The following is a 25,877-nucleotide window of genomic DNA, read 5'->3' as shown; positions in this document are numbered from 1 at the left end:
CCGTACGTACGGTTCCGTATACGGCGGTTCAATAACTTAAGTATCGGCGCTCATATAGATGGTTAAGGTCTTTAAGTCCCCATTTATTGAGCGTTTTTATTTTAATTGCTTTTTGTAGTGTCTCACTTTTAGAAATTCTCCAGTATCCCTTTCGGGAATTAGCTACTTTCAAGGCTTCTTCATGTTTGACGCCTAATCTTCTTAACTGGTAGTACTTGGTTTTGACTTTCTTCCATCTTTTCCAAATAAGCTGTCTCAGACGGTGATGCAACCAATGTGCCATGTCTCGTATGAACCTTTTCATTAAACCAACCCCATAGTAATTTATCCAACCAACTGTTACCTGGTTAATTTCTTTGGCGATGTCCTCGAATTTCCCAGGGCGATTTCGCCTAGTTATATTATGTAATTTGGATTTAAATCTTTTCTTTGCGGATTGGTGTGGTCTACATCCTACTCCTTTAGATGTACTGTGAATACAGAAACCTAGGAATTTCAGTTTAGTGGGAGACCCTACTTTACTTTTGGTACGGTTAACTGTCAATTTCAGTTCTTTTTCCAGATATCTTGTAATGCTTTCTAGAACTCGTTGACCAGCCCGTCCGCTTTTAACGTAAACACAAAAATCGTCCGCAAAGCGAACGAATCTGTGTCCACGTTTCTCCAGTTCCTTATCTAATTGATTTAAGTAAACATTACTAAGAATTGGAGAGAGTACACCACCTTGAGGAGCACCAAATTCTGTTGGCTTAGTTAATCCATGTTCAAGTATTCCGCTCTTAAGAAATTTCCAAATTAATTTCAATATAACCTTGTCTTGGATGAATATCTTGAGGTATTCCATTAGTTTTTGATGGTTGATAGTGTCAAAGTAGCTTTTTAGATCACAGTCCACAACTATTCTATAACCTTGTTCATAGTATTTAATGGATTGTTTTATGGCTTGGTGTTGATTCCTATTCGGACGGAAACTAAAGCTTGATTCAGAGAAATGTGGGTCTATTATTCGACCGATGACTTGGTAAATAGCCTGTTGGACCATACGGTCCCTTACACATGGAATACCTAACTTGCGTTTTGAACCATCCTGTTTGGGGATTTCAACCCTTTTAACTGGTAGTGGTTTATATGTGCCATCCTTTAGTTTCCTTTTAAGAGGGGTAAGAAATTTACTGACATGACTATAGAGCTCGTCTACAGTCATTCCATCTATGCCCGGGGCACCCTTGTTTGCTTTAACTTTCTCACATGCTCTGAACAGATTATTACTATCAATCACTTTATCAATTAAATCGATACCATCTTGTCGTCCTATTTTGATAATGTCAGAACTACACGCTTTCGCAAATTTTTCAGTTTCCAACTTATTCGTCTGCGAAGAGCCATCTTTCAATGTTTTCTGTGGTCTATGCACTGACCTTACCTCCATATTCTTTCAAGATTGTTATTGTTCGGTCCTTCATTCAAATAGAACTACTACGACCTCTGCTGACTCCTTACAATTCAATCTGTCATCACTGACAGATTTGTTCCTGTGAGATATTCCATCTCTCTTGTCGGGAACCCTTGTAAGGCCTCCCCGGGTAAGAGCTATAACCTTCCTCCCATGTAACTGCTGTATTTACTGTATGGAACTCGTGCAGTATCGGACTTTGTTTTGTTTGGCAAACTCGTCCATTCCAATTCAGCCTTATATACAGTTTCTATCCGTCAGTTCGGGATTTTGCCTCCGGCTTCCTTCAGATTCCACCTCACGGTGGACACCCTTGCCATTAGCTAACAGTTCCTACTGCCAAGCCTGTAGTGGACTTTCACCACCAAGTTATAGCCCATGCCGGGCGCACCAAAAAGAACGAATGGCCCAAAATTAAATTTTAAACTTCTTAACCAACTCTTGTAGTTCTTCTGCCATTGTTGTTAATGAAGTCGAAGATGCGGTGATCTCCTCCATGGCTGCGAGCTGTTCTTCTGTTGATGCTGACATACTTTGTGTTCCTTCAGAGGTGACCTGCGTGATGTCCCCTACAACTTCCATGCTCCTAACCATCTGTTCTGCTCCTGCTGATAATTCTTGTACGGCTGCTGTAATTTCTTGAATTTGCGACGTTACCTCTTGCACGGCTTGGCCAATTTGCTTGAATGAGCTGCCTGCGTCTTGAATAAATGTAATTCCATCGGACACTTTTGCTGTTGTATCATCCATGGATTGGACAGTTACCTCCGTATCTGCCTGAATCACGGCAATGAGAGACGATATCTGTTTTGCGGAAGCTGAGGATTGTTCTGCTAGTTTTCGAACTTCATCTGCAACAACCGAAAATCCCTTTCCGTGTTCTCCTGCTCTCGCCGCTTCGATTGCGGCGTTTAATGCTAATAGATTTGTCTGTTCAGCAATCCCTGTAATGACACCGATGATTTGGTTAATTTGATTTGAACTTTCACCTAATGTTTTCACTTTTTCAGAGAGTTGGTTTACCGTTTGACTGATTTCGTTCATTCGGTTGATAATCCCTTCAACGGATTGATTGCCATCAACGGCTTTATCGGATGCTTCGGCTGATGTATTTGAAACAATTTCTGAGCTTGAAGCAATTTGTCTGATTAAAGAAGACAAATCGATGATTGTTTGACTCGTTTCGTCCAGGCTATTGACTTGTTTGTCAGTACCGGCTGCCACCTCTTGAACGGTTGATGCGATGACTTCTGTTGCTCTTGTTGTTTCTTCAGAGCTTGCTGATAATTGTTCGGATGCTGCAGCAACCTGCTCGGCATTAATCGCGACCTGTCTGACTAAATCTCTTAATTTACTTACCATCATATTAAAGGATGATGCCATTTCACCTAGCTCATCTTTTGTTTTTATGGAAATGGCCTGGGTAAGGTCAGCCTCGCCTTCTGCAATTTCCTTCAAGCGCCTATTCATGATCATGATTGGCTTATTAATTGATTTTATGATTAAAGATGAAGTGAAAACCCCACCAACAAGTGACAGAATAACAACTGCATATAAAACGATTGAACTTATTTCTTGGGTTTTTTCCAGCGTTTTTGTATCACTGTTAATTGTTTCGGTTACTTCATTTATAAGTGATTCAATACTTGGATCCACTACTTCTTTTCTGATGGATCTTTGTTCTTCCATATGAATCTTAAGGGCTTTTTCTTGATCCCCACTTCTGTATGTATCTACCACTTTTTTATTTGTTTCAAAATAGGTTTGTAGGTTCGTTTTGATTTTTTCAAGTGCCTTCGCATCTTCTGCGTCTAAATTCATTTTTTGAGCGTCTGAAAAATATTGTTCAATATCTTTTATCTTCTTTTCGACACCAGTGACTAGGTCCTCGTCCCCTGTAAGGAGAAAAGCCCGTTCGTCATTCGAAATCCCTGTAAAACGATACTCAATAGACTTCAATGTAAACTGCAAGTCTTGATGAGTCTCTATATTTTTATATACCTTCTCCGTTTCACTTTGTTGAAATATCGATAACCCACCTGTGACAAGCAGTGCTATCAACAAAATAAAAACGAGCAAACTCAGTTTTGTCTTAATCTTCATAATGACCCTCTTCTCTTGATGTATCTACAAAATTCTGCATATTTCGACCAGAACTATTTTACCACAAACGGGACCAGAGGGACGGTTCCTTTGGTCCCCATTTGAGAAAAATATGAAATTCGTAATTGCGCCTACGGGATACTATTTGTGCTTTATTTTGTAGATTTGCGCATAAGGCAGAAATAATTGCGCTTTAGCGAATTATTAGGGTAATATTTTATCAAGCAAAATATCACATAAAGCGAGTTGATCCCTGTTGAATATTGAGTATTCCTTTTCGTTCGATTCAGATTTGAATATGATGAGCGGATATGGCAAAATTACGGCATTTTTAGACGATGATTTTGAGGATGAAATTGAAATTGGCCACCTTTCATTCAATTATTATAATGGCTATGAAATGGGCGATGACCAAGATTTACTTTTAAACGCGGATGCAATCTCCGGGGATGAAGAATATATGATTTCTACATTTCTCGATACGGATTTCGATATTGGAAAAATAGTTACGCTAGACGATATTACGATTTTCACCGAATATGACCATGATGAATTAGAACAGCAAATTCTAAAAAAGTTTATCCACTTCTGCCACTACATGGGATTTGACTATATATTAGTCATTGCGGCGAAGCCAAGAAGAGATGAGGAAAAAGAAATTATTGAGTTTCCACAGTTAAAGCAATACCAAGAGCTTGGATTTACAAAACTCGGTGGGTCCGATAGCCGTGCACCTGTGATGATGAAGATCTTGGACGAGGATGATGTTTAGAATAACTTTTTTATGAAAAATGAGACTATAACAGCCCATTTTGAGATGCACAAATTTCGTCCAATCAAACGCTTGTTTGAAATTCCAGTTGGACGTCACTCCTTTCTTAAACTGCTATACAAACGTTTGTTTGAATTAATAATTCACGATTAGTACAGATTTATCTGAATTGCTATTTCAATATATTTAAATAGTAATTTCAAAACCAGGGAAACCATGAATTTTTAAAATACTAATGCCTATCTTTCATGAGCAGTTACACATGAATGATAGGCATTTTTTGATTAATAAAGTTAAATTTCCACGGTCCCCAGTTCAAAACGGTAGAGCTTGGTGCATCCAGCTCCTTAATCCTCATCTATCTCTCGCATCAAATACTCAACCGCCGCCTCCAATTGTTCATCTCTACCTTCGAGTGCAGCCTCACGGGTTCTTTCTACTTTAATATTCGGCTGAACCCCTATCATATGGTGCTGAGACCCGTCTATACTCAGTGCTTGCATGGCTGTGAACCAGACGCCCATGTTTCCTGGGAGTTTTATGAGATTGATAGATCCGTTTGTTCCAGCAGTTGGTCCTCCTATCATCGTCGCAAGCCCGTTCCCCTTGAATGCTTCGGCATATGTTTCACAAGCGCTTATACAGCTTCCATCGATTAGGGCCACATATTTACTCTTAAAAGTCTCAGGTTTCGGAGAGATGATTCCTATATTTCTATCGAAATCCACCGGAAGTGCGTTCGGGTACATAATATAAGGGACGTTAATCGGCATTGTGTAATAAGTCTCGTCCGATAATTTATAAAGTAGTGGTGACATATCAATCGCAGGGTAACTCCTTAGATCAAAAATAATCCCCCTTGCGTGCTGAAGCTCCTCCAATGCGATTTCCAACTGTTCCCCTGTCATATAATCGAAATTCAAATAATAGATATCGTTCCCAAGGTATTTGAATCCTTCTGTGGAAGACCGGTTAAAGCGATCAACAGATGTCGAAAGGTGATATATCGCTTTGATTTCAAGCTGTTGTCCATCTCGGATAACCGTGAACAAATCCTCTCCTCGCCCATCAAGGTCGACAACAAAACGTTGTAATGCGATATGTTCCCGAAAATGTAGGGTCCCTGACCCCTGATTTATTCGTTCATTTATCCACTTTAGTGCTGATTCCCCAGAGCGTTCGACAATCACGTCGCCTACTTTAAAAGGAGAATCCTCACTTACAGCGGTTACGACAACCTCCCCATCAAATACATCTACCCAGAAAGGTAAATATTTACTTACGTGGTATTGTCTGTCGGTTACATTAATGTGCCCGTCATTAAGCGGTCTGAGCATTTTTTCTAACACTCTTTTAAATTCAACATGACTTACGTAATTCGCAGGATGCACCAATTCCTTTAACGAATCAGTCAGCTGCTGATTCATATCCACATCGACGATATCATAATACGGATAAAAATATTTCACGATATTCCATACAATGACTGTATTGCTAAGCTGGACAATTGGGGCCATTGTATCTGCAGAAAAGACATCGATTTTTTCAAGTTGGTTCTGCAATGCAATAAATTCTTCGTTTTCACCATCCCAAGTTGTGGTTCCTTGTTGTGCTAATAGGACAAGCGGCAACTGAATTTTCAATTCTTCATTAATCGGTTCCTCGATCACTTCTGTTTCGTTTGGAAAATGAGAGAAAAGCTGGCGCGTCCTCATTGAAAATGTCCCATTAGAAAAGGAATAGTAAACCCGTTTACTTTTATATTCCAAATTCAGTATATCTATAAATAATTTATCTTGTGCTTCCTCCTCAGCCAGGAAAGGCAAAAATGATAGATTTTCTTTTATATTAAGTCCCTTGTACTGCCATGCAACTAACTCGTATTCTAGGTCTCGTAGTTTCTTATAATCTGGCAAAAACAGCTCATATTCTTCATCAGTTTGGTAGATTTTTAAAGCAGGCGCAACCGGGTGAAAAACCATCTCCAGATTCTCTTTTAACTCTTGTTCGTTTTTGGATCCAATGATTTTTTCCATTCCATAGAGGGCAAATTGATTCCAATCCACCTCTTCCACTTCATCACTTGGATGAAAAAAGCGGACATATCCGTACAGGTGGGCAAACGCCGTGACATTTGCAAGCTGTCTTTCTTTATCCACCCAACTATTTGTCCCGCTTGCTGGGGTGAAGGCCGGAATTGCTTGAGAAGAATTACTGATTAAAATAGATAAGCACACGAGGCCCAGCACCATTGGATTTTTGACCATTTTGATAAGAGGATCTCTTACATGGTCAAACCACAGCCCCTCGAAAAATAAGTGGACATCGTGGAGGAACCGGTTTTGTTGCTTCGCACTTTTGGTGTGAAATTTTAGACGCAAACCCTCCCCTAAGAGTTGGAAGGTAATCATCAGGATGGCAATTGCAAGTGCCGGAAACAATGGAATCCAAAACGCATGAATGATTTCCGTCCTTCCGCTCGCTAAAAACGACAACCAATCAAAGTCCGCACTTTGCCATTCATAGTCACCTACGTCTTTTATGACAAGCTTCTGCTTGAAAAAGTAGGAAAACAACGCTAACTGCCCTGCTAATAAAGTGACACGACCTGCCTCCAAGAAAAAATTTGACATAAAGCTTGGCTATAAATTCGGCAGGTAATGTTTTATATACATTTGAAAAGGATTATTCCCCACGATGAGACCTGCGTGCATATACTCTTTTCGTGAGAGCTGGACGATTTGCTGCTGAAACAGATAGCCCACTCGACCGACCCCGACAATGGCTATAGTGAGAATCATCAACTCTTTCCGAATCGGTGATGAATCCACATATGGGGTAGAAAGAATCAACACAACCGCTAAGTTAGGTGGCAAGCTTGAAAAAAGATAGCTCAGCCCTTGTATAATCCAATGCGCAAGACCTCGTTGATTACTAGCTAAAAAAGCAAGCGGAATCGCCATTAAAAAAGTCATCATTGTAATTAGCAAAATAATCCTGACCGTGTCATCCAACCCATGAATGAGGACGGAAAATATATCAATTCCATCCGCATCGGTACCAAGTGGACTTTCTGTAGAAGGTGGAAACGGAGCCTTCTTAAATTCGCTATCTGAATAAAATCTTATACGCTGCGGTTCGAGCTCTGTGTTTGCAACGTTTGGCCCAATTAACATCGTGCACCCAAGCAAGAAACTCAACAATACCCCGATCCGCAAATACCAATTTTTCATGTGAGTCACCCCCTAGAACAGGTCCGTTGTCCACTTTCCACATTACCAAACACCTATTGCTCATCTATCTCTCTCTTCAAATACTCAAGCGCCGCTTCTAACTGTTCATCTCTGCCTTCCAATGCGCCCTCTCGCGTTCGTTCTACTACGATATCTGGCTGAACCCCTATCGTATGGTGCTGGGACCAGTCGACATTTAGTGCTTGCATGGCCGTATACCAGACGCCCATGTTGCCTGGTAGTTTTATAAGATTGATTGCCCCGTTTGTTCCAGCTGTTGGTCCTCCAATCATCGTCGCAAGCCCGTTACCCTTGAATGTTCCAGCGTATGTTTCACATGCACTTATACAACTTCCATCGATTAACGCCACCACTTTACTCGTAATAACCTCATCATCCGGAGGGTAACTTGCCTGATTTTCCTCAAATTCAACTGGAGGTTCGTTCGGGTACATGATTCGCGGAACATTAATCGGCATTGTGTACACAACCTCATCCGAAAATTTATCGAGTAGATCACCTAAATCAATAGCTGGGTAGGCCCTGAAATCAAAGACAATCCCCTTTGCATGATGAAACTCCTCCAAAGCTACTTTCAACTGTTCTTTTGTAACATGATCGATATTCACATAATAGATATCATTTCCTAGATTTTTGTATCCTTCCTCGGAAGAACGGTTAAAGCGATCAACTAGTGATGGAAGTTGATAGGCCACTTTGATTTTGAGGAGCTGTTCATTCCTTTTTACCGTGAATTCTTCCTGTCCTCGGCCATCCAGATCGCGAACAAATCGTTTTAACGCAGCAAATTCTTGATAATGCTTTGTCCCAGACTCGAGTTTAATTATTTCATTGATCCACTCAATAGCTGATTCACCAGATCGTTCGACAATCACGTCGCCTACTTTAAAAGGAGAATCCTCACTTACAGCGGTTACGACAACCTCTCCATCAAATACGTCTGCCCAGAAGGGTAAATATTTACTCGTATAATATTGCTTATCAGTAATATTTATATGGCCATCATTAAGCGAACTGAGCATTTTTTCTAACACATGTTTAAATTTGACGTAATTCACATAATTGGCTGGAAGCAATTCCTTTATCGCATTATTAAGCTGCTGGTTCATGTCTACATCCACAATCTCATAATGAGGATAAAAGGTTTTCACGATATTCCATACGATCACCATATTGCTGAGCTGGACAATGGGATCCATTATATCTGCAGAAAAAACATCGATGTTTTTAAGGTGATTCTGCAATACTTCAAATTTCTGGTTTTCATCCTCCACGTCTGTTGACCTTTGGTATGCCACGAGTGTTAGAGGCAATTGAATTTTTAATTCTTGATTAATTGGTTCCTCAATCACATCTCTTTCGTTAGGAAAATGTGAAAAAAGTGGGAAAGCCCATATTGAGAATTTTCCATAAGTAAATGAATAATACACCCGTTTACTTTTATAAAACTGATTCAGTGCTATTATAAGTGATTTATCTTGCGCTTCTTCCTCAGTTAATAAGGGCATAAATGATAGATTTTCTTTTATATTAAGCCCCACGTGCTGCCAAGCAACTAATTCGTAATCTGGGTCTCGTAGTTTCTTATAATCTGGCAAATATCGGTCATACTCTTCATCCGTTCGGTAGATTTTTACAGTAGGCGCTATTGGTTGAAAAATCTCCTCTAGGTTCTCTTTTAATTCCTGTTCATTTTTGGATCCAATGATTTTTTCCATTCCATAAAGGGCGAATTGATTCCAATCTACCTCTTCCACTTCATCACTTGGATGAAAAAAGCGGACATATCCGTACAGGTTGGCAAACGCCGTAACATTTGCAAGCTGTCTTTCCTTATCCACCCAGCCATTGGTCCCGCTTGCCGGGGTGAAAGCTGGAATAGATTGAGAAGAATGACTGATTAAAATAGTTAGGCATACAAGGCTCAGCACCATTGGATTTTTTGCTATTTTTATGAGGGGACATCTTATATGGTCAAACCACAGCCCCTCGAAAAATAAATGGGCATGGTGGAGGAACCGGTTTTGTTGCTTCGAATTTTTGGTGTGAAATTTTAGGCGCAATCCCTCCCCTAAGAGCTGAAAAGTAACCATCAGAATGGCAATCGCAAGTGCCGGAAACAATGGAATCCAAAACGCATGTATGATTTCCGTTCGTCCACTCGCTAAAAATGACAACCAATCAAAGTCCGCACTTTGCCATTCATAGTCACCTACGTCTTTTATGACAAGCTTCTGCTTGAAAAAGTAGGAGAATAACGCGAGCTGCCCTGCTAATAAAGTGACACGACCTGCCTCCAAGAAAAAATTCGACATGAGGCTTGGCCATAAATTCGGCAGATAATGTTTTATGTACATTTGAAAAGGATTATTCCCTACGATGAGACCTGCATGCATATACTCTTTTTCGGAGAGCTGGAAGATTTGCTGCTGAAACAGATAACCCACTCGCCCAACCCCGACAATGGCTATAGTGAGAATCATGAGTTCTTTCCGAATCGGCGATGAATCCACATAAGGGGTGGAAAGAATCAATACGACCGCTAAGATTGGTGGCAAGCTCGAAAAAAGATAACTCAACCCTTGTATGATCCAATGCGCAAGACCTTGTTGATTGCTCGCTAAAAACGCAAGCGGAATCGCTATCAAAAAAGTCATCATTGTGATTAGTAAAATAATCCCCACCGTGTCATCCAAACCATGAATAAGGACAGAAAAAATATCAATCCCATCTGCATCCGTACCAAGTGGATTTTCGGCAGAAGGAGGAAACGGAGCCTTCTCAAATTCCCCACCATCATAAAATCGTAGACGTTCAGGCTCGAGCTCATTTTCAACAAAATTCGGACCCACTAACATGGTGCCCCCAAGTAAAACGGCGAGTAAAACCCCTATCCGTAAATACCAATTTTTCATGTGATTCACCTCCTACGGACCAGAGGGACGGTTCTCTTGGTCCCGCTCCGTTTCTCCCAACTAAGGTCTGTGTTTAGTTTTTAAATGATATATAAAAGAAAGAGTGAAACCCCAGCCATTGCAGGAATAATTATAATCAGTTGTCTTGTTACATCTTTAACTAACATCGTTGTTGAATAGAATGGAGAGACAATGCGTAATAAGAACTTGCTGACAAGGATTGATACGAAATAGAGCAACATAAAGCCCAACGCTAATTCAAGAATCATCCCCGTTTCTATGACTCTCTCAACGTCCGCTCCTGAAAGTTTTGTCATCACATTTTTCTTATCAACCGTCTGAAACAATCGATAGGCCGCGCCTTTATACTCTGTCAGCCACTCCACAATCAACAAGTTTGATAGAACATAGACCATAATCGACGGAAGATGGCTGATGATTTGGACCATGCTATTACGAAGGATGTGCTTGTACGTGACGATTTTTTCGATTAACCCCTTCGACCTTGCGACAGCTACAAATACCTGATCACTTTCTTCATTCAAAGCTGAGGTCGTCACCTTTGCCACATATAAAAGTGGATACAGGGCGACCAAAACCGAAGGAAGCAAAAAGCTATACCACTCCTCATGCCCAAACCAGGAGATAAACGGCACGTAAAAGAGGATGATCCACTGAAGACAGAGAATCACAAAGAAATCCGGCAACGCTGAAAGGAAGCTAGTTAATCCTTCCCCAACTAGCTTTTGGTAAGGTTTCCTTTTTCGAAAATCAAAAATCCCCTTCCAAATTCCGAACGTGAGCGCAAGGAAAAAGGATGTAATCACGATCTTTAGACTTCTAGAAAAGTGTTCGACCGCAACCTCCTCGATTGCATCTCCATTTTTAGTCGTTCCCAAACTATGATTCTTCCAGGCTTCTGATACCGTATGGTGAATCACCTGCATATACTCGTTCCATGATTTCAATTCGTTCTCCGTTGCCTCCGGAACATCAGGCAAAAACAAACGGATCCCGAACACAACCACAATCAAAAACAAAATTGTACAAACATCCCGCACTCTCGCCTCAACATTTCCCATTACGTAATCTCCTTTTGGGACGAGGGACATGTCCCTCGTCCCAAATCTCACAAAATTATTATTATTTTGAATTTACCATATTTGTTATTTAGTTCCAATAGGGCGGTGGCAAAACCCTGTCCTTTTAAAGGCGAAAAAAGCGACCCAAGATTTGAGTCACCTTTTTCTTTGCTTATCGATTTGTTCTCTTGCTCCTGTTTTGTTCACGACGTTCACTCCGCCCGACGCCAAAATCACACTCCCCGTGATGAAATCAGAGTTTTCCTCACAGAGAAATGCGATAATCCTAGCAATATCCTCTCCTGTGCCAGGGCGACCGATTGGCGTTTCGGGGTCTTTTTGTTTGCGGGCTGTGGTGATGGAGGCTTCTTTCATCTCACCGGTTATGTCCCCCGGACACACCATGTTGGCGGTAATTCCATGTTCGGCTTCCTCGAGGGCAATCGTTTTCGTAAGTGATACCAGCCCAACTTTTGCGGCACTAAAGGCCGCGCGATACATCCAGCCAGGTGCGCTCTCCGCATCCTGAAAGCCATAGGTGATGATCCTGCCGAAATTTTGCTTCCGCATAACGGGGATGGTTAGCTTAAGAAAATGAAACACCGAGCTGAGATTGCCGTCAATCATCTCGTTCCATTCATAATCCTTGTAATCTACTAATTTTTTTCGTTCAAAAATATACGGGCCGGCGTTGTTGATGAGGTAGTCAATTCGACCAAAGCGGTTCATTGCCTGGTTGAAAATGTTTGTGATGTCCTCTTTTTTTGTGATGTCACCTTGTACGAACTGAACGCATTCTAAAAAGGGGTTCCACTCACTTTTAAGCTCTTCGACGCGAGCCTCGTCGCTCCTGTAATTCACTGTCACAGAGCATCCCATTTTCAAGAATTCCTCGGTTACTTTTCTTCCTAAGCCCTTCGTTCCCGCTGTAATAACTGCATGTCTCACCTACATCACCTGCCTTTTGGTTTTTGGTGTGGACCACAGGGACGGTTCCATTGGCTCCGAGGGAGCCACATGAACCGTCCCTATGGTACCTTAAATATACGTGGAAATTTCTCAATTATGTTTGTTTCCGTATCTATTAAAGACATACTGTCGAACCTTTTTTCATCATTGTCAACTTTCCTATTACTTCTCCTTTTGCGGCGGATTTCCTTCATACGAAATGACTATTTGCAGGTGAGTTTGGTAGGATGGAGTATTTGGGGTTTGGTAGATTCAGAGACATTTCATTTGAGTTGCAGCTTCGTTCTTCTTTGTGTTTTGGGAGAAGGAACCTGTCCCTCCGTCCCTACTACTTTTGTAGTATTTTTCGAAAAATTCCATTGTTTTCCGCTTGTTTTCGTTGCCGTAATGATTATTTTTTCGGTATGCTTTTTATGTATATATCAAAAAAATTCCAGTTTTTTAAGTTTGTATGTGGGAGGCTTTCTTTTTATGGTTCCAAATGATACAGAAAACGAAGGACAAAGGAGAAATACACATTTACGTCAGCTTGCTTCCGTTGGGCAAATAGCTGTGGGGATTGCCCATGAGGTGCGCAACCCGCTTACAGCCGTAAAAGGATTTTTACAGCTTTTACAGCAGGAAGAAGAGCATGAGTACCTCGATATTGCACAGAGCGAACTCAACAATGCGCTTCTTACCTTGAACAATTTGCTTCAGGTGTCCAAGCCTGATTTGGAAAACGAGAATGCGCAAGTGATCCATCTTGCGGCCGAATTAGAATCCATTTTAAATCTTTTTTTAGATAAATTGTATGAAATTGAGATTGAGTCGGACTTTCAAAATACGGATGCCACCATTGTCGGTAAGAAAAATCAATTCAAGAAAGCCTTTTTTAATTTGATCAAAAATGCGATTGAGTCAATTGAGGGGAACGGCAAAATTCAGATTACCCACCGTGCTAACGACAAGGATGTGATTGTCACCATCAAGGACTCAGGCGTCGGTATCCCGAAGGAAAAAATGAATCTACTCGGGACGCCATTTTTTTCAACAAAAGATGCTGGTACTGGGATGGGACTTGCCCAGGTTTTCTCTGTGGTCTACCAGCATGGCGGAGACATCTCCGTTGACAGTGAGTTGAATGCCGGAACATTGTTTACGATTAGATTGCCAAAACAACACAAACCTATCGATCGAGGTGTAAGAAGATTGAATCTCATCTACAAAGATTCTATTAAAGAGTTTTTCCTAGAAAACAAAGTCTATTTTGAAGAAAAGTTGCTAGAGGAAGCCATTAATGTGAAGGATAAAATCAAGGAAATTCACACGATTGGAAACATTAATCTCGTCGATAACGCTCATAAACTCGTACTCTATGTCGTCGAAGAACGTGAACACGAGTTGATTACCTTCGCTAAGCGTGAAGGCATGGCATGGGCAAAAAATTCGTTAACACTAGCGTTCAAGCTCGAGTGGGTCCAAGCCATTCGCCGCACCCTTTGGGACTTCCTGTACAATTATGACCTGTTATTGAATAACGAATCCAGTCGTGACGAGTTTTTCACACTTGAGAAAAAAATGAATATCCTCCTCGACCACTTTTTAACACACTTTTTCATCAGCTATTCGAAGTACAAGGATGAACTGCTGGAGTCGCAAAGGCAACTTGTTGAAAATCTATCTGTGCCGATCATTCCAATTAATCAGGATACGTACATTATCCCGTTGATTGGTGGCATCGACAGGCGTCGTCTCATGACGATTGAGGACAAAATCCTGTCTACGATTGAAAATGAACATATCCGTACGCTAATCATGGATTTATCGGGTGTCGCCTTCATGGAAGACGAGGTCATCTCCCGCTTCACGAAACTGATTGAGGGTGTTAAAATGATGGGCTGCCAAACAGTTCTCACCGGAATCCGAGCGGAAATTGTGAAAAAAATGATCGCGTTAGGTATCAGCTTTGCCGATATCGCCGAGTCGAAGGGCACCCTGCAACTGGCATTGAAAGATTATTTGTTGGAGATGTAATGGGACAGAGGGACAGGTTCACTGTCCCAAAAAAGGACCCCATTGTTCAACGTGTTGGGACGTGGGACCTGTACCCGCGACTCACACTTTCTCATAAGCTAGTATTTTCGATGACCATTGCAATTCCTTGGCCGCCACCTATGCAGAGGCTGACGACCGCGTATCTTTTAGCGCGACGTCTTAATTCGTATGCTGCCGATAACAGAATTCGTGCACCACTCGCCCCAACTGGGTGACCAAGTGCAACTGCCCCACCGTTCACATTTGTTTTTTCACGGTCGAGTCCGAGTTCTTTTTCAACTGCGAGATATTGCGCGGCGAATGCTTCGTTTACTTCGACTAAGTCCATATCGGCTAAGCTAAGCTCTGCTCGTTCGAGTGCCTTTTTAATGGCTGGTACAGGGCCTATCCCCATGATCGTTGGGTCAACTCCCGCTACTCCCCACGAAATTACCTTCGCAAGAGGTGTGAGCCCATTTTCACGAACCGCTCTTTCACCTGCAACTACAACAGATGCTGCCCCGTCATTGATACCAGATGCATTTGCGGCGGTAACGGTTCCGTCAGCAATAAATGAAGGACGCAATTTACTCATCGACTCCAAATTCGCATTCGGCTTGATATGCTCATCTTTTTCTACTAAAATACTTCCTTTTCTGGATTTCACCTCAACAGCGACGATTTCTTCCGCAAAGGTTCTGTTCTCAGCTGCTTTTGCTGCTCTTTGGTTTGTTTCAATCGCAAATCTATCCTGCTCCTCACGGGAGATTGAGTACTTTTCAGCAAGTTTTTCAGCGGTCATACCCATGCCTTTTCCCGTGTATTGGTCAGTGAGGGTCGTCAGTAACATGTCTTCAAATTGAAGATTGCCCAATTTTGAACCACCAAACCGCTGGGTAAAATTCGCATAAGGAGATTGAGACATATTCTCTGTTCCTCCGGCGAGTACGATGTTGGAATCTCCCACTAAAATATGCTGAGCGGCGGAAACGACAGATTGTAGCCCAGAGCCACACAAGCGGTTCACCATAAACGCAGGTACCTCTTGAGGAATGCCGCTATGTAGGGCAATATGACGCGCTAGATAGGAAGCATTTTTTTCCGTATGAATGACGTTACCGTAAATGACGTGATCAATTTGAGCCGGATCGACTTTGGATCGCTTCATTGCTTCAACAGCGGTGGCGCGTCCTAACTCCGTTGCACCTGTCCCCGAAAATGCCCCACCAAAACTAGTAAATGCCGTACGAGCTCCATCAACAATGAAAACTGATTCCATTGGCAAAACCTCCTTTTTTAATTAGTTTACCACGTTGGTTGTGGTATGTAACGAATATTCTGACTAATAACGTCATGGAAGGAGGTGTACATTTCTGCACACCTAGGGTTTATGTTGAACTTGGCTGTCGATAGTGGAAACAAACGTGGGATAAAGGGGATCGAAAGCAAGTAAAACGCTTTCAACTTTAAGTATGTATTACAAAATATATGTATAAATCTGAGCTGCGTTTCAAACAAGGAAAACCGCTGCCGATTCGTCATCTGTGACTTTCTACCTATATAATAACCGTTCTTTAAACAACGTTCTGTTAATTTCGTCACACTTTTTAACTTTTTTACAAATTTTTTGAAGTTTTTTTCACTTAAAGGGAAGCATACTTGAAGTTTCACTATAGCAAACGTTACATACGGCCTCCTCCCACCGCCTTCGTACGTGAAGTTTACGCTTTGGACTCCCCTTCTGTGACCAAGTAAATTGGACTTACCGGCGGAATAAAAGAGGAACGCGTTCTTTAAAAGGACCATTTTTGTGGAATTTGAGGAACTTGCAGAACAGTATAAACCATTGATTTTTCAAGTGATTAAGGACTTGCGGTTGTACGGAGACAAGGAGTGTTTTTACCAGAGTGGCTTAATCGGGCTTTGGGAAGCGTCAACCCGTTTCGACCCAGATAAAGGTGTTGAGTTTTCGACATTTGCTTATTCAACGATTCGCGGAAAGCTTCTTGATCATTTAAAAAAGGAAGCTCTCCACCGCGAGCGTTGTCGACCTATGGGGGAGCTGATTTTCTTGAGTCTTACGGATGGCTCGAAGGGGAACTCGGTGAATGTAATTGAAGAATACGGCGAAGGGCTAACGGACAACCAGGTGAAGTGGGTTCAGGGGCGAATTATAGAGGATAAAAGCTATAAGGTAATCGCCGACGAGCATGGTGTTACCGTGGATTCTGTAAAGTCCTGGGGACGACAAGCTATTAAGAAATTGCGGAAAATCATTATGCTAGAAGGATAACTTTTTTCAACCAAAGGTTTGTTTGAATTTTTTCAGGTAATGCATGTGGGCCTCCGTGTTTAAACAAGCGCTTGTTTGGGGATTATGTTCATTTTTGAGGATAATAAATGATTAGGATTGCGACGTTGGGCAACAATGGATAGTGAGGTGAGAACATGATTAAGAGGTTGCTACTTCTCGCAATCATTGTGGAGCTTGGGGTGTTTTGGTATGTGCACCACGAAAAGACCCCCGTCCAAGTTCAGGTGGAGAAATTTCCACAGCGCGAGCTTTATTTGGACAAGAAAAAGGTCCCTGCTGACGAACCGGTGCCTGCGGTTGAAACTGCAGCCACAACGGATCCTTTGACGGTTATAAAAGACAAATATACAGTTGAATTTGAAAATCTAGAAAAGGAAACAAAAAAGAAGGCGAAGGATCTGCTGGCACGGGCTAAAGAGGATTTCATTGAGGAATCCACCGATGGCATTGCCGCTCTGCAGGTCATGAGCAGTTATTATAACGAGTTCAAGACGCTGGAAACTGAAACCGACGAATCCTTCGAGCAAATCTATGCGCAACTCGAGGATGAACTAGCGGCAGGCGGCTATTCGAAGGACGAGGCTGTGATTTTCCGAGAACAATACGAGGAAAAGAAGAAGAAAATGTTGAAAAAGGCGTTGGATGTGCAGGGAAGTTATGAGTAGTGCTTGGGATTGCGCGTTAAGGTGGAAGAATTGCGTTTTGGGTTGGCGGAATTGCGTTTTAAACTAGCAGATTTGCGCTTTAGCTGAGGAAATATGCCGCTAATTTTACATCAAAATTGACTTCCTAAGAAGTTGAAATAACCGTTTATAAAGCTTATAATATAGATATAATAAAAAAGATCAGGTGCGCCAACACCTGATCAACACAATTACATGCCGCAAAGTGAGCGGCTTGCCCATGAAATTAGAAGTGATATCAAAAGGAAGTAACTACTTAGATCCTAGGCGAGGATAGGCGGTTACTTCTTTTTGTTTGCAACGACCAACATAACTACAATTGTTATGACCCCTAGCAAAACTAAATTAGATTGCAGTGCCACAGACATTGCCTCGTATGACGTCATCTGACCACCTCCCTTCTTTCAGGAAGTGGCTAACCGCCCACCCGCTTTATGTAACTGTACCCCTATTTTAACATTTCGGATAATAGATTACTAGTAAAAACAGAACATTTGTTCGCGTTATTTTTTACACCCATGTGATAGAATATAGAAAAAATCTAGTAAAGGAGCGCTCCCTATGAATTTTTTCGAAAAATTAATCTCAGATTATGATTTTTCATTAGATAAAAACGGCGTCAGTGGAAAGCGTTTGGCGTCACGACTCGCCGCTCTATCAGAAATTGGATTAACCTCTGATAACGGCTCACACCGAATCGGGTTTTCCCACGAAGAAAAAGCCGCGAAGGATTTGGTGAAGAAATGGATGACAGAAGCAGGACTTACCGTAACCGAGGATGGAGCCGGTAATGTATTCGGACGTCTCAATGGCAAAAATCCTGATCTGCCTGCACTTTTGTCTGGATCCCATGTTGATAGTGTTCCGAACGGCGGACATTTCGACGGTCCCCTTGGTGTGCTTGCGGCACTTGAGGTTGCCGAGGCTTGGAAACAAACAGGTTTTGTACCGGAACGTCCATTTGAGGTTGTTATTTTTTCTGATGAAGAAGGCGCTAGATTTAATGGCGGTTTTAGTGGAAGTTCGTCGATGATCGGTGAAGCGACAAGAGAGGATCTTCTTCCGAAAAAAGATATCCATGGTGACTCTTTTACAAAGGTTTTAGAGGATATCGGTCTTTCGGTTGACGACTTTTTCAATTCAAAAAGAGATCTAAAACAGCTTGAAGCATTTGTGGAAATACATATTGAACAGGGAAAAAGATTGGAGCGCGCCGGGGTGCCAGTGGGGATTGTAACTGGAATCGCGGGACCTTGCTGGTTGAAAATGACGTTTACGGGCAGCGCTGGACATGCGGGCAACACGCCAATGGACGACCGCAGAGATGCACTTGTTGCAGCGAGCCAGTTTATCTACGAAGTTCAATCGTTGCCAGAGCAGGTGAGCTCCTCAGCAGTCGCAACCGTTGGAAAGGTTGACGTACTGCCAAACGGAGTCAATGTCATTCCTGGTGAAATTCACCTAACAGTTGATATCCGTGATATTAAAAAAGAAACCCGGGATCAACTCGTTGACCTGGTCATTGAAAAAGCAAAGTCCATTACCAAGGCACATGGGATCGAACTTCAATATGAAGAAACATTGCGCGAGGCACCCGTTCCGATCAGCGAGGATATGCAGCAAAAACTCGAAAAATCTGTGATCGCACAAGGGATTGAACCGGTGTATTTACCTAGTGGCGCCGGCCACGACTCCATGATTGTCGGCCATGTATTACCGGTAGCAATGATTTTCGTCCAAAGCAAAGATGGCATTAGCCATAACCCAGCCGAATGGTCATCTTTAAGCGACTGCGTGCAATCTGTGCATGTGTTGAAGGATTTTTTGGAGGGGTATGATAAATAACAGTTGTTAAAAGGATGCACGATTTTTGTGCTTTCTTTTTTGATTTTTGACGTGTTGGGCGACCATTATATCGGCTCAAAAACATAAAAAAAAAAACTTTAGTTAGTTTTGTCTTTGGGAACTGCACTCAAAGACCTTCCGCATAGGCACTCGCAATATTTTGTCTTTGATGCCCCGTCTCAAAGACAATCTACAAAACGATTATCGTCAATTTGTCTCTGAGACCTTCTCTCAGAGACATTTTACATAATTACTCGCTTCGTTTTGTCCTTGAGACACCGTCTCAGAGACACTAATCCAAGTCGATATGCCTTATTTGTCCCTGAGCCGCTTCATCAGAGACAATTCACCTTACTTTTCCCTTCAGTTTGTCCCCGAAACACTGCCTCAGAGACATTTATCCAGCTCGGAATGCATCGTTTGTCTCTGAGCCTCTATTAAACACGATGTCCGCCTATCCGCCATTATGTCAAACACGCAAATCATCCCTTTTTCCAACTCCCACCATTTACAAATCCCGGCTGCCGTCTTATAATACCAACATACCATTTGAATATCGGCATTCACTCATATAATCACGGGGATAGGGCCCGTAAGTTTCTACCAGCGCACCGTAAATGTGCTGACTATGAGTGAGCAATGGGAATGCATTTATGCTTATTCCACTTTCCTTCGTTGAAAGCCTGAAGGTCATTGACTCACTCGTATTGGGGAGTGCAATGATGTTCAGGCTTTTTCATTTTAAAGGAGGAAACTCAAATGAAACTTTTGCAACAAAAAATACTCAACGAAGGTACCGTCCTCTCCGACCACGTCCTAAAGGTCGACGCCTTTTTAAACCATCAAATAGACCCACAACTAATGGTCGAAGTCGGCAAAGAATTTGCGCGCCGATTCCAAAACGACCGCATCACAAAAGTTTTAACACTCGAATCCTCTGGGATTGCGCCTGCCATGATGGCAGCCCTCGAGCTGGGAGTGCCAGTGATTTTTGCGCGAAAAAGAAAATCTCTTACACTCGTAAACGACCTACTTACAGCGTCCGTTCATTCTTTTACGAAAAAAGAAACCAATGAAATCTCCGTTTCCCAGAAATTCCTCGAACCAACGGACAATGTGCTGATCATCGATGACTTTTTGGCAAACGGGCAGGCTGCACTTGGTCTTGCTAGCATCGTAGAGTTAGCTGGCGCTAAAACCGCTGGAATCGGAATAGTTATTGAAAAATCCTTCCAAGACGGGGGCAAGTTGCTTCGCGACAAAGGTTTCAAAGTTGAATCACTGGCACGCATCCAATCTTTACAAGATGGAAAAGTAACATTTTTAGAGGAAATGGAGGTTGCTCGCTAATGCAAAGAAACTTATTTAAAACCGCTTCTCTCGGAATTCAGCACGTACTCGCGATGTACGCAGGTGCCGTGATTGTGCCCCTCATCGTCGGTGGCGCCATCGGCTTAACAGCTGAACAACTCACCTACCTTGTTTCAATCGACTTGTTAATGTGTGGTATCGCAACGCTTTTACAAGTTTGGAAAAATAAATATTTTGGAATTGGATTACCAGTTATGCTAGGATGTACGTTCACAGCGGTCGGACCAATGATTACAATCGGTGGTCAATACGGGGTATCCGCGATTTACGGATCGATTTTAGTCGGCGGGGTGTTTCTCGTTCTCGTTTCTACGATTTTCGGAAAGTTGATCAAATATTTCCCACCGGTTGTGACCGGGTCAGTAGTAACGATTATTGGAATCACCCTTATTCCAGTCGCAATGAACGACATGGCGGGCGGTGTTGGAAGCGCGGATTTCGGCTCGGTTCAAAACCTCACCCTTTCATTCGGAACACTTCTTTTCATTTTAGTTTTGTACCGTTTTGCTAAAGGATTTATGCGCCAAATCGCTATCTTACTTGGTTTACTTATTGGAACAGCTGTCGCTTATTTTATGGGAAGAGTGAATTTTTCAGCCGTTGGCGATGCGTCATGGATACACATGCCACAGGCATTTTACTTCGGTATGCCAACATTTGAGCCATCAGCCATCATCACGATGATTCTTGTGCTTGTCGTAGGACTTGTTGAAGCATCAGGCGTATACTTCGCACTCGGTGAGATCACAGGTAAAAAGCTATCTGAAAAAGAGTTATCACACGGCTACCGTGCATAGGGGATCGCTACTATTTTAGGTGGAATTTTCAACGCGTTTCCTTATACTACTTACTCACAAAACGTTGGTCTTATCCAGCTTTCAGGTGTAAAAAAGAGCAGCGTGATTTACGCGGCTGGGGCATTTTTAATCATTCTTGGATTCATCCCAAAAGTCGGCGCGTTTACGACTGTTATCCCAACACCCGTTCTCGGCGGAGCAATGCTTGCGATGTTCGGAATGGTCATCTCTGCGGGAATCAAAATGCTAAGCAAAGTTGACTTTTCATCACAAGAAAATCTATTAATCATGGCTTGTTCAATCGGAATGGGACTAGGCGTCACAACCGTGCCAACCCTTTTTGCAAACCTACCAGAAGGCGTCCAAATCTTAACCAGCAACGGAATCGTTATCGGAAGCCTAACAGCCATCGTCATGAACCTCATCTTCATGAAAAAACCGACAGAAAAAGCGGTGCAGGTACTGGAAAGGCAGAAAGCATCTTAATAGTGGTTGATTGCAAAATCAAAGGTCAATATTGTATAATATTCTTAAATAGATTACAAAATAAAAAAGACTGAATGTGCAGGCACACACTCAGCCGTTGCAATTACATGCCGCAAGAAGACCGGCAGACCAAAAGTTCATAAGTATTTGGAAAAAGTAGCTATCTATGTAGCTACTTTTTTCTATATTTAAGAAAGAGGCTGCGTGTCACTCTGCTAAACTAGCCCCCATTCCCCTTTTATTTCCTTCAAAAACCTATGATGAAACTCCGGAATAAACTTCATGATCTTATCCGGTGTGTTCTTTTCATTCATGAAAAATACCCCAATTTCAGACTCTTTTTTTCCAGCAAGATCTGTTACTCTTTTTCCGTTTTCTAGTAGATAGCTTGGGTTTTCCTTTTTAAAGTATTGCATAGTGTTCTCGAATAACTTAATGAGAATTTGAAGCCTTTCTACTTTTTCACGTCTATATGAATCTATTGGTTTATTTAATTTACTTGCATTGGCCTCGTAATTGTAATATTGACGAACCGACAAATAATAACCTTCTTTGCGTCGGTCCAAACGATAAAATAAAGCCTCAGGAAATTCATCGCTCGTATTCGATGGTATGAATGAACATTGCGTCCACGGTCTACCGCTACTATTCCCTCTGCGAATTGACGTCTTATCGTCTTCGTCTGCAAACTTTCCAAATAGCTCTTTCATAAAAATCCATTGGCCCACATCCGTTTTTAGTGAGCTTTTTACCTTATTTAAATCTTTTGAAGCCAAATTTGTTTTTATAAGGTCCTCTTCTTGTTGCAGTTCTAAAATGTAGTCATAATAGTCGTGGAAAATGTCACTTGAAATCACATCTATGTATGTAGACAAAACATGAATCATTTCTAGTCTATTAAAGACTTTAAACTTGCCTATCTTTTCATTAAATCGCTCAATATAGGTAACTTCATTATCAAAAATATAACCGGTTTTATAGTAAACTCCGAGTATCTCCACGTCATCTTTATTATTTTCATTTTTTAATAGATTAAAGTACTTTTCTAATTGCCCAGAATGCATAGCCGTGTTTGTTTTATCCTCAATGATAATTTGATACTTTTTACGACCTACACTAAAACGGATTAGGATATCAATGTTTTTGTACTGTCTTATAACCTCTATTGAATCAATTAAGTTATTCGGAACATGAATATCATGTAATTTTAACATGGTGTGCAATAAGTCCAATCCATAGCGCTTTTCAGGAAAATCCCCAGGCTGATTGATCCATGATAAACTCCAAACAATGAAAGCATCTTGTGTCAGTTCCTTTGTGGCAAATTTAAAGATATTAGGTCTATTTTTCATACGTCATCCTCCCGAAGTCTTTGATAATAACCACAATAATTGCTACAAATGAGTGCTGGGTAGATGATTTCTTGAACGATACTTCCATTTTCCTCCTCATGAATCAATTCCCAAACATCTTCAATCAATTTTGAATTGCAATGCGGACATTTTTCCTCGCCATTCATAAAATCCACCAACTTTTATTAGGTACTACCTATAATTTAAATTAGATTGGGTTATTTATCCAGCAAAAGGAGCAAGGGGGTACAATTGTACCCCCTTTTTTTGAAGCTCTATCAACGATAATTTGATTCTATCGGCGATAATCCATTTCTATCGGCGTTATTTCCATTCTATCGACGATAATTCAATTCTATCGACGTTAGCTATTTCTTACCTCCTCAACAACTCGATTCCCACCCAAATTTCCCATATAACAAATGCTCCAACAAAGGTTAGGATACTGGAAATGATTCCGATCACCGAGCCTCTTCCGTATAACGCTTCATAAGCGCCTGAGAAGAGTACGATTAGGCTGATGATGATAGTAAATACGCCCAAAGCCTTTGAAAACAACCTTGTTTTTAAAATGAGATTTCCTACTTGAATGAGCCAAATACTGAGACAGATGCTAGAAAATACAGATATAACAAGTCCGAGTTCAATCAATGGATGAATGGTCGTGATGGCCTCTTGGATGTTCTGATCTTTATTAACGAGGTCATGAAGGGCGGCAGCTGGTAGCAGCATGTAAAAGGTGTAGGAAAACAAGTGGAGGTAGGCGAATCTGGATACATTCGAACTCATCTCTGGATACCCTGACCGAAGTCTTGTGTCAATTGCTTCAACCGTCCAGAATACTAAAATCATTGCAAATGCCCCGGCCAAAAGTAATATCCAGTTCAACAATGGATAAGTCGCTAGCGAAAGCACCGTTTGCTCATAAACATCCTTCCCCTCTACTACAACCGTTTGTGAAATAACCATCACAAGAACCAGCATCAACGCAGAAATGATTGCAAAATAGCCACCTAGTCGTTGGCGTACCATTTATGAATTCCCCCTTTTTTTTACTACTTTATTCCTAGAGGAATCAGAACATGTCAAGTCTATGGCAAACCAAAAACGGCGAACCCCAAATCAGGGTTCAACCGTTATTTTCCACAACATTTTTTATATTTTTTCCCGCTACCACATGGACAAGGGTCGTTTCTGCCTACTTTATTCTCATTTCTAACCGGGGCTGGTTCCATCATTGTATTTTGGAACTGCATCTCATTTCCCATTGCCACCCTCTTCCATTCCAATAAATCTGGGTGTTTTTCTCCCACTATTGTGTAGAAGCTGTAAGCAACTTGCTCTATTTCGATTAGGGAATATTCATATTCGTACTCCATATGGGCATTCATTTCAGGGAGAGCCTCTTTTGAAAAATGGTAGCTAAGCGCTTCAATGATTGGCTCCTGCTCATCCAATTCATCCGTTTCGCGATAAGCTTTTCGTAACTCCTGAAGCGCAAGATCCGTTTTAATATTCCCTAAGATTGACGCCGCATAGATGACCGACTCCGGCTCTCTTACATAGGGAGCAACCTCTTTGACTACCTGATCTGATTGAAATCGAACTAATGCGGCCGATACCTCCTCCAGCAAAAAATCATCATCTCTTGTTAACAAACTTGCAAAGAGAGGGATATGTTTTTCAAGGTTTAGTAACCCGGCCATATAGACATTCATGATTCCATTTGAGGAAAACCAATCATCATTGGCTTCCTCGGACAACACAATATCAATTTCCTCCTTCGTTACCCATCCTTTTTTCACAATACACTCAGATAGTTTTTTCGCCGCTTGGTAAAAGTCGGATCCTCGGGACGATGATTGATCAAGTTTATTCAATACTTTTCCGTACATTGAATAAACGTCTTCCTCTGATCCATTTTCGATAATTTCGTAGATCTCCCAGGTTTGTTTAGGAATATATTTTTCAAGTTGTTCTTTATATGTAAAAGCAAGTGACGTATCAAAATTACTTAATAAGTTTAGGGCGAGGTGCCGCTTAGTCTCGTTCATTTTTGGGATATTGTCGATTAAAATGTTGAGCGCTTCTTCATTGATTGTTTGATTTTCTATGTACATTAAAATGTTAGATTGTTTCTTTTCGTTTCGGAACGCTTCCATTAGTAATTCTACTGTCCATTCCTCTGGAACGTTCGGGTATTCATGAAGCGCATGTAAGACGGTTTGTTGGATTAGGATATCATCCGACAGTAAGTGTGGTTTAATTTTTTCTAAAAATGACATAGGAGTGGGTCCTTTCCATTTAGTTTATTGGATTATGAATCAATATCATTTCACTGATTTGAATATTCCCATTATAACCATCTTTCATTGAAAATAGGGGCATTTTCACAAAAATTGAGGGTAAGCACAAGGTTATCTATCAGCGTTATTTCATTTCTATCGACGTTAATCTATTTCTAT

The 25,877-nt window shown here is 41.5% G+C and carries 18 protein-coding genes, 1 pseudogene and 1 riboswitch; of the genes and pseudogenes, 7 read left to right on the top strand and 12 right to left on the bottom strand.

Going from position 1 to position 25,877, the window contains the following annotated elements; all coding sequences use genetic code 11:
* Positions 1-28 precede the first annotated feature (28 nt).
* Both ltrA and ABC371_RS07365 read right to left on the bottom strand, forming a co-directional pair.
* Entirely contained in the window at positions 29-1,414 is a 1,386-nt protein-coding gene (gene ltrA / locus ABC371_RS07370) for a group II intron reverse transcriptase/maturase (RefSeq protein ID WP_412896195.1), read from the bottom strand.
* Positions 1,415-1,867: 453 nt separating this feature from the next.
* Positions 1,868-3,556, bottom strand: a complete 1,689-nt coding sequence (locus tag ABC371_RS07365) for a methyl-accepting chemotaxis protein (RefSeq protein ID WP_412896194.1) — start codon at positions 3,554-3,556, stop codon at positions 1,868-1,870.
* A 256-nt stretch (positions 3,557-3,812) separates the two neighbouring features.
* Between ABC371_RS07365 and ABC371_RS07360 the strand changes: the two genes are divergently transcribed.
* Entirely contained in the window at positions 3,813-4,328 is a 516-nt protein-coding gene (locus ABC371_RS07360) for a hypothetical protein (RefSeq protein WP_412896193.1), read from the top strand.
* A gap of 347 nt (positions 4,329-4,675) precedes the next feature.
* Here ABC371_RS07360 and ABC371_RS07355 read toward each other — a convergent pair whose 3' ends face one another.
* From ABC371_RS07355 to ABC371_RS07335, 5 genes are all read right to left on the bottom strand, one after another.
* Positions 4,676-6,961, bottom strand: a complete 2,286-nt coding sequence (locus tag ABC371_RS07355; protein WP_412896192.1) for a S41 family peptidase — start codon at positions 6,959-6,961, stop codon at positions 4,676-4,678.
* A 9-nt stretch (positions 6,962-6,970) separates the two neighbouring features.
* Complete coding sequence (locus tag ABC371_RS07350) at positions 6,971-7,561, bottom strand: ABC transporter permease subunit (RefSeq protein WP_412896191.1); 591 nt, start codon at positions 7,559-7,561, stop codon at positions 6,971-6,973.
* Between the two features lie 53 nt (positions 7,562-7,614).
* A complete protein-coding gene (locus tag ABC371_RS07345) occupies positions 7,615-10,497 on the bottom strand; it encodes a S41 family peptidase (protein WP_412896190.1) in 2,883 nt (960 codons plus the stop codon).
* A gap of 80 nt (positions 10,498-10,577) precedes the next feature.
* A complete protein-coding gene (locus tag ABC371_RS07340) occupies positions 10,578-11,579 on the bottom strand; it encodes an ABC transporter permease subunit (protein WP_412896189.1) in 1,002 nt (333 codons plus the stop codon).
* Between the two features lie 156 nt (positions 11,580-11,735).
* Positions 11,736-12,527 (bottom strand): SDR family oxidoreductase, encoded by a 792-nt coding sequence (locus ABC371_RS07335; RefSeq protein WP_412896188.1) that lies wholly within the window; start codon positions 12,525-12,527, stop codon positions 11,736-11,738.
* 492 nt (positions 12,528-13,019) lie between these two features.
* Here ABC371_RS07335 and ABC371_RS07330 point away from each other — a divergent pair, with 492 nt between their 5' ends.
* Positions 13,020-14,564: an ATP-binding protein gene (locus ABC371_RS07330; RefSeq protein WP_412896187.1), complete on the top strand. Its 1,545-nt coding sequence runs from the start codon at positions 13,020-13,022 to the stop codon at positions 14,562-14,564.
* Positions 14,565-14,655: 91 nt separating this feature from the next.
* On the opposite strand, the gene ABC371_RS07325 is transcribed toward ABC371_RS07330, so the two are convergent.
* Complete coding sequence (locus ABC371_RS07325) at positions 14,656-15,843, bottom strand: acetyl-CoA C-acetyltransferase (RefSeq protein WP_412896186.1); 1,188 nt, start codon at positions 15,841-15,843, stop codon at positions 14,656-14,658.
* 531 nt (positions 15,844-16,374) lie between these two features.
* On the opposite strand from ABC371_RS07325, the gene ABC371_RS07320 reads away from it, so the two are divergent.
* The 5 genes and pseudogenes from ABC371_RS07320 (at position 16,375) to ABC371_RS07300 (ending at position 22,060) form a co-directional block, all read left to right on the top strand.
* Complete coding sequence (locus ABC371_RS07320; protein WP_412896185.1) at positions 16,375-16,857, top strand: sigma-70 family RNA polymerase sigma factor; 483 nt, start codon at positions 16,375-16,377, stop codon at positions 16,855-16,857.
* Positions 16,858-17,012: 155 nt separating this feature from the next.
* Positions 17,013-17,543, top strand: coding sequence for a hypothetical protein (locus ABC371_RS07315; protein WP_412896184.1), 531 nt, complete (start codon positions 17,013-17,015; stop codon positions 17,541-17,543).
* 579 nt (positions 17,544-18,122) lie between these two features.
* On the top strand, positions 18,123-19,406 hold the full coding sequence (locus ABC371_RS07310) for a M20 family metallo-hydrolase (RefSeq protein WP_412896183.1): 1,284 nt from the start codon (positions 18,123-18,125) through the stop codon (positions 19,404-19,406).
* Positions 19,407-19,953: 547 nt separating this feature from the next.
* Positions 19,954-20,055, top strand: a riboswitch (purine riboswitch).
* A gap of 110 nt (positions 20,056-20,165) precedes the next feature.
* Positions 20,166-20,756 carry a xanthine phosphoribosyltransferase gene (locus tag ABC371_RS07305; protein ID WP_412896182.1) on the top strand — a complete coding sequence of 197 codons (591 nt, stop codon included), beginning with the start codon at positions 20,166-20,168 and terminating at the stop codon, positions 20,754-20,756.
* A pseudogene (locus ABC371_RS07300) lies at positions 20,756-22,060 on the top strand (nucleobase:cation symporter-2 family protein). Before ABC371_RS07305 ends, ABC371_RS07300 begins: the two are co-directional and overlap by 1 nt.
* A gap of 215 nt (positions 22,061-22,275) precedes the next feature.
* On the opposite strand, the gene ABC371_RS07295 reads toward ABC371_RS07300, so the two are convergent.
* From ABC371_RS07295 to ABC371_RS07280, 4 genes are all read right to left on the bottom strand, one after another.
* On the bottom strand, positions 22,276-23,412 hold the full coding sequence (locus tag ABC371_RS07295; protein WP_412896181.1) for a PD-(D/E)XK nuclease family protein: 1,137 nt from the start codon (positions 23,410-23,412) through the stop codon (positions 22,276-22,278).
* On the bottom strand, positions 23,409-23,579 hold the full coding sequence (locus ABC371_RS07290) for a hypothetical protein (protein ID WP_412896180.1): 171 nt from the start codon (positions 23,577-23,579) through the stop codon (positions 23,409-23,411). Before ABC371_RS07290 ends, ABC371_RS07295 begins: the two co-directional genes overlap by 4 nt.
* A gap of 208 nt (positions 23,580-23,787) precedes the next feature.
* Positions 23,788-24,444 carry a hypothetical protein gene (locus ABC371_RS07285; protein ID WP_412896179.1) on the bottom strand — a complete coding sequence of 219 codons (657 nt, stop codon included), beginning with the start codon at positions 24,442-24,444 and terminating at the stop codon, positions 23,788-23,790.
* Positions 24,445-24,548: 104 nt separating this feature from the next.
* Entirely contained in the window at positions 24,549-25,697 is a 1,149-nt protein-coding gene (locus tag ABC371_RS07280) for an SEC-C metal-binding domain-containing protein (protein ID WP_412896178.1), read from the bottom strand.
* Between the last annotated feature and the right edge of the window lie 180 nt (positions 25,698-25,877).

It is taken from the genome of Bacillus jepli (assembly GCF_047238305.1).
Lineage (GTDB): Bacteria > Bacillota > Bacilli > Bacillales > Bacillaceae_L > Ferdinandcohnia.
This window is presented reverse-complemented; position numbering and strand designations above follow the sequence as displayed.

Coding starts and splice junctions, on each gene's coding strand:
- ABC371_RS07280 (WP_412896178.1), bottom strand. CDS start 25,697: ATGTCATTTTTAGAAAAAATTAAACCACACTTACTGTCGGATGATATC.
- ABC371_RS07355 (WP_412896192.1), bottom strand. CDS start 6,961: ATGTCAAATTTTTTCTTGGAGGCAGGTCGTGTCACTTTATTAGCAGGG.
- ABC371_RS07340 (WP_412896189.1), bottom strand. CDS start 11,579: ATGGGAAATGTTGAGGCGAGAGTGCGGGATGTTTGTACAATTTTGTTT.
- ABC371_RS07365 (WP_412896194.1), bottom strand. CDS start 3,556: ATGAAGATTAAGACAAAACTGAGTTTGCTCGTTTTTATTTTGTTGATA.
- ABC371_RS07295 (WP_412896181.1), bottom strand. CDS start 23,412: ATGAAAAATAGACCTAATATCTTTAAATTTGCCACAAAGGAACTGACA.
- ABC371_RS07285 (WP_412896179.1), bottom strand. CDS start 24,444: ATGGTACGCCAACGACTAGGTGGCTATTTTGCAATCATTTCTGCGTTG.
- ABC371_RS07290 (WP_412896180.1), bottom strand. CDS start 23,579: ATGAATGGCGAGGAAAAATGTCCGCATTGCAATTCAAAATTGATTGAA.
- ABC371_RS07305 (WP_412896182.1), top strand. CDS start 20,166: ATGAAACTTTTGCAACAAAAAATACTCAACGAAGGTACCGTCCTCTCC.
- ABC371_RS07330 (WP_412896187.1), top strand. CDS start 13,020: ATGGTTCCAAATGATACAGAAAACGAAGGACAAAGGAGAAATACACAT.
- ABC371_RS07310 (WP_412896183.1), top strand. CDS start 18,123: ATGAATTTTTTCGAAAAATTAATCTCAGATTATGATTTTTCATTAGAT.
- ABC371_RS07325 (WP_412896186.1), bottom strand. CDS start 15,843: ATGGAATCAGTTTTCATTGTTGATGGAGCTCGTACGGCATTTACTAGT.
- ABC371_RS07315 (WP_412896184.1), top strand. CDS start 17,013: ATGATTAAGAGGTTGCTACTTCTCGCAATCATTGTGGAGCTTGGGGTG.
- ABC371_RS07345 (WP_412896190.1), bottom strand. CDS start 10,497: ATGAAAAATTGGTATTTACGGATAGGGGTTTTACTCGCCGTTTTACTT.
- ABC371_RS07350 (WP_412896191.1), bottom strand. CDS start 7,561: ATGAAAAATTGGTATTTGCGGATCGGGGTATTGTTGAGTTTCTTGCTT.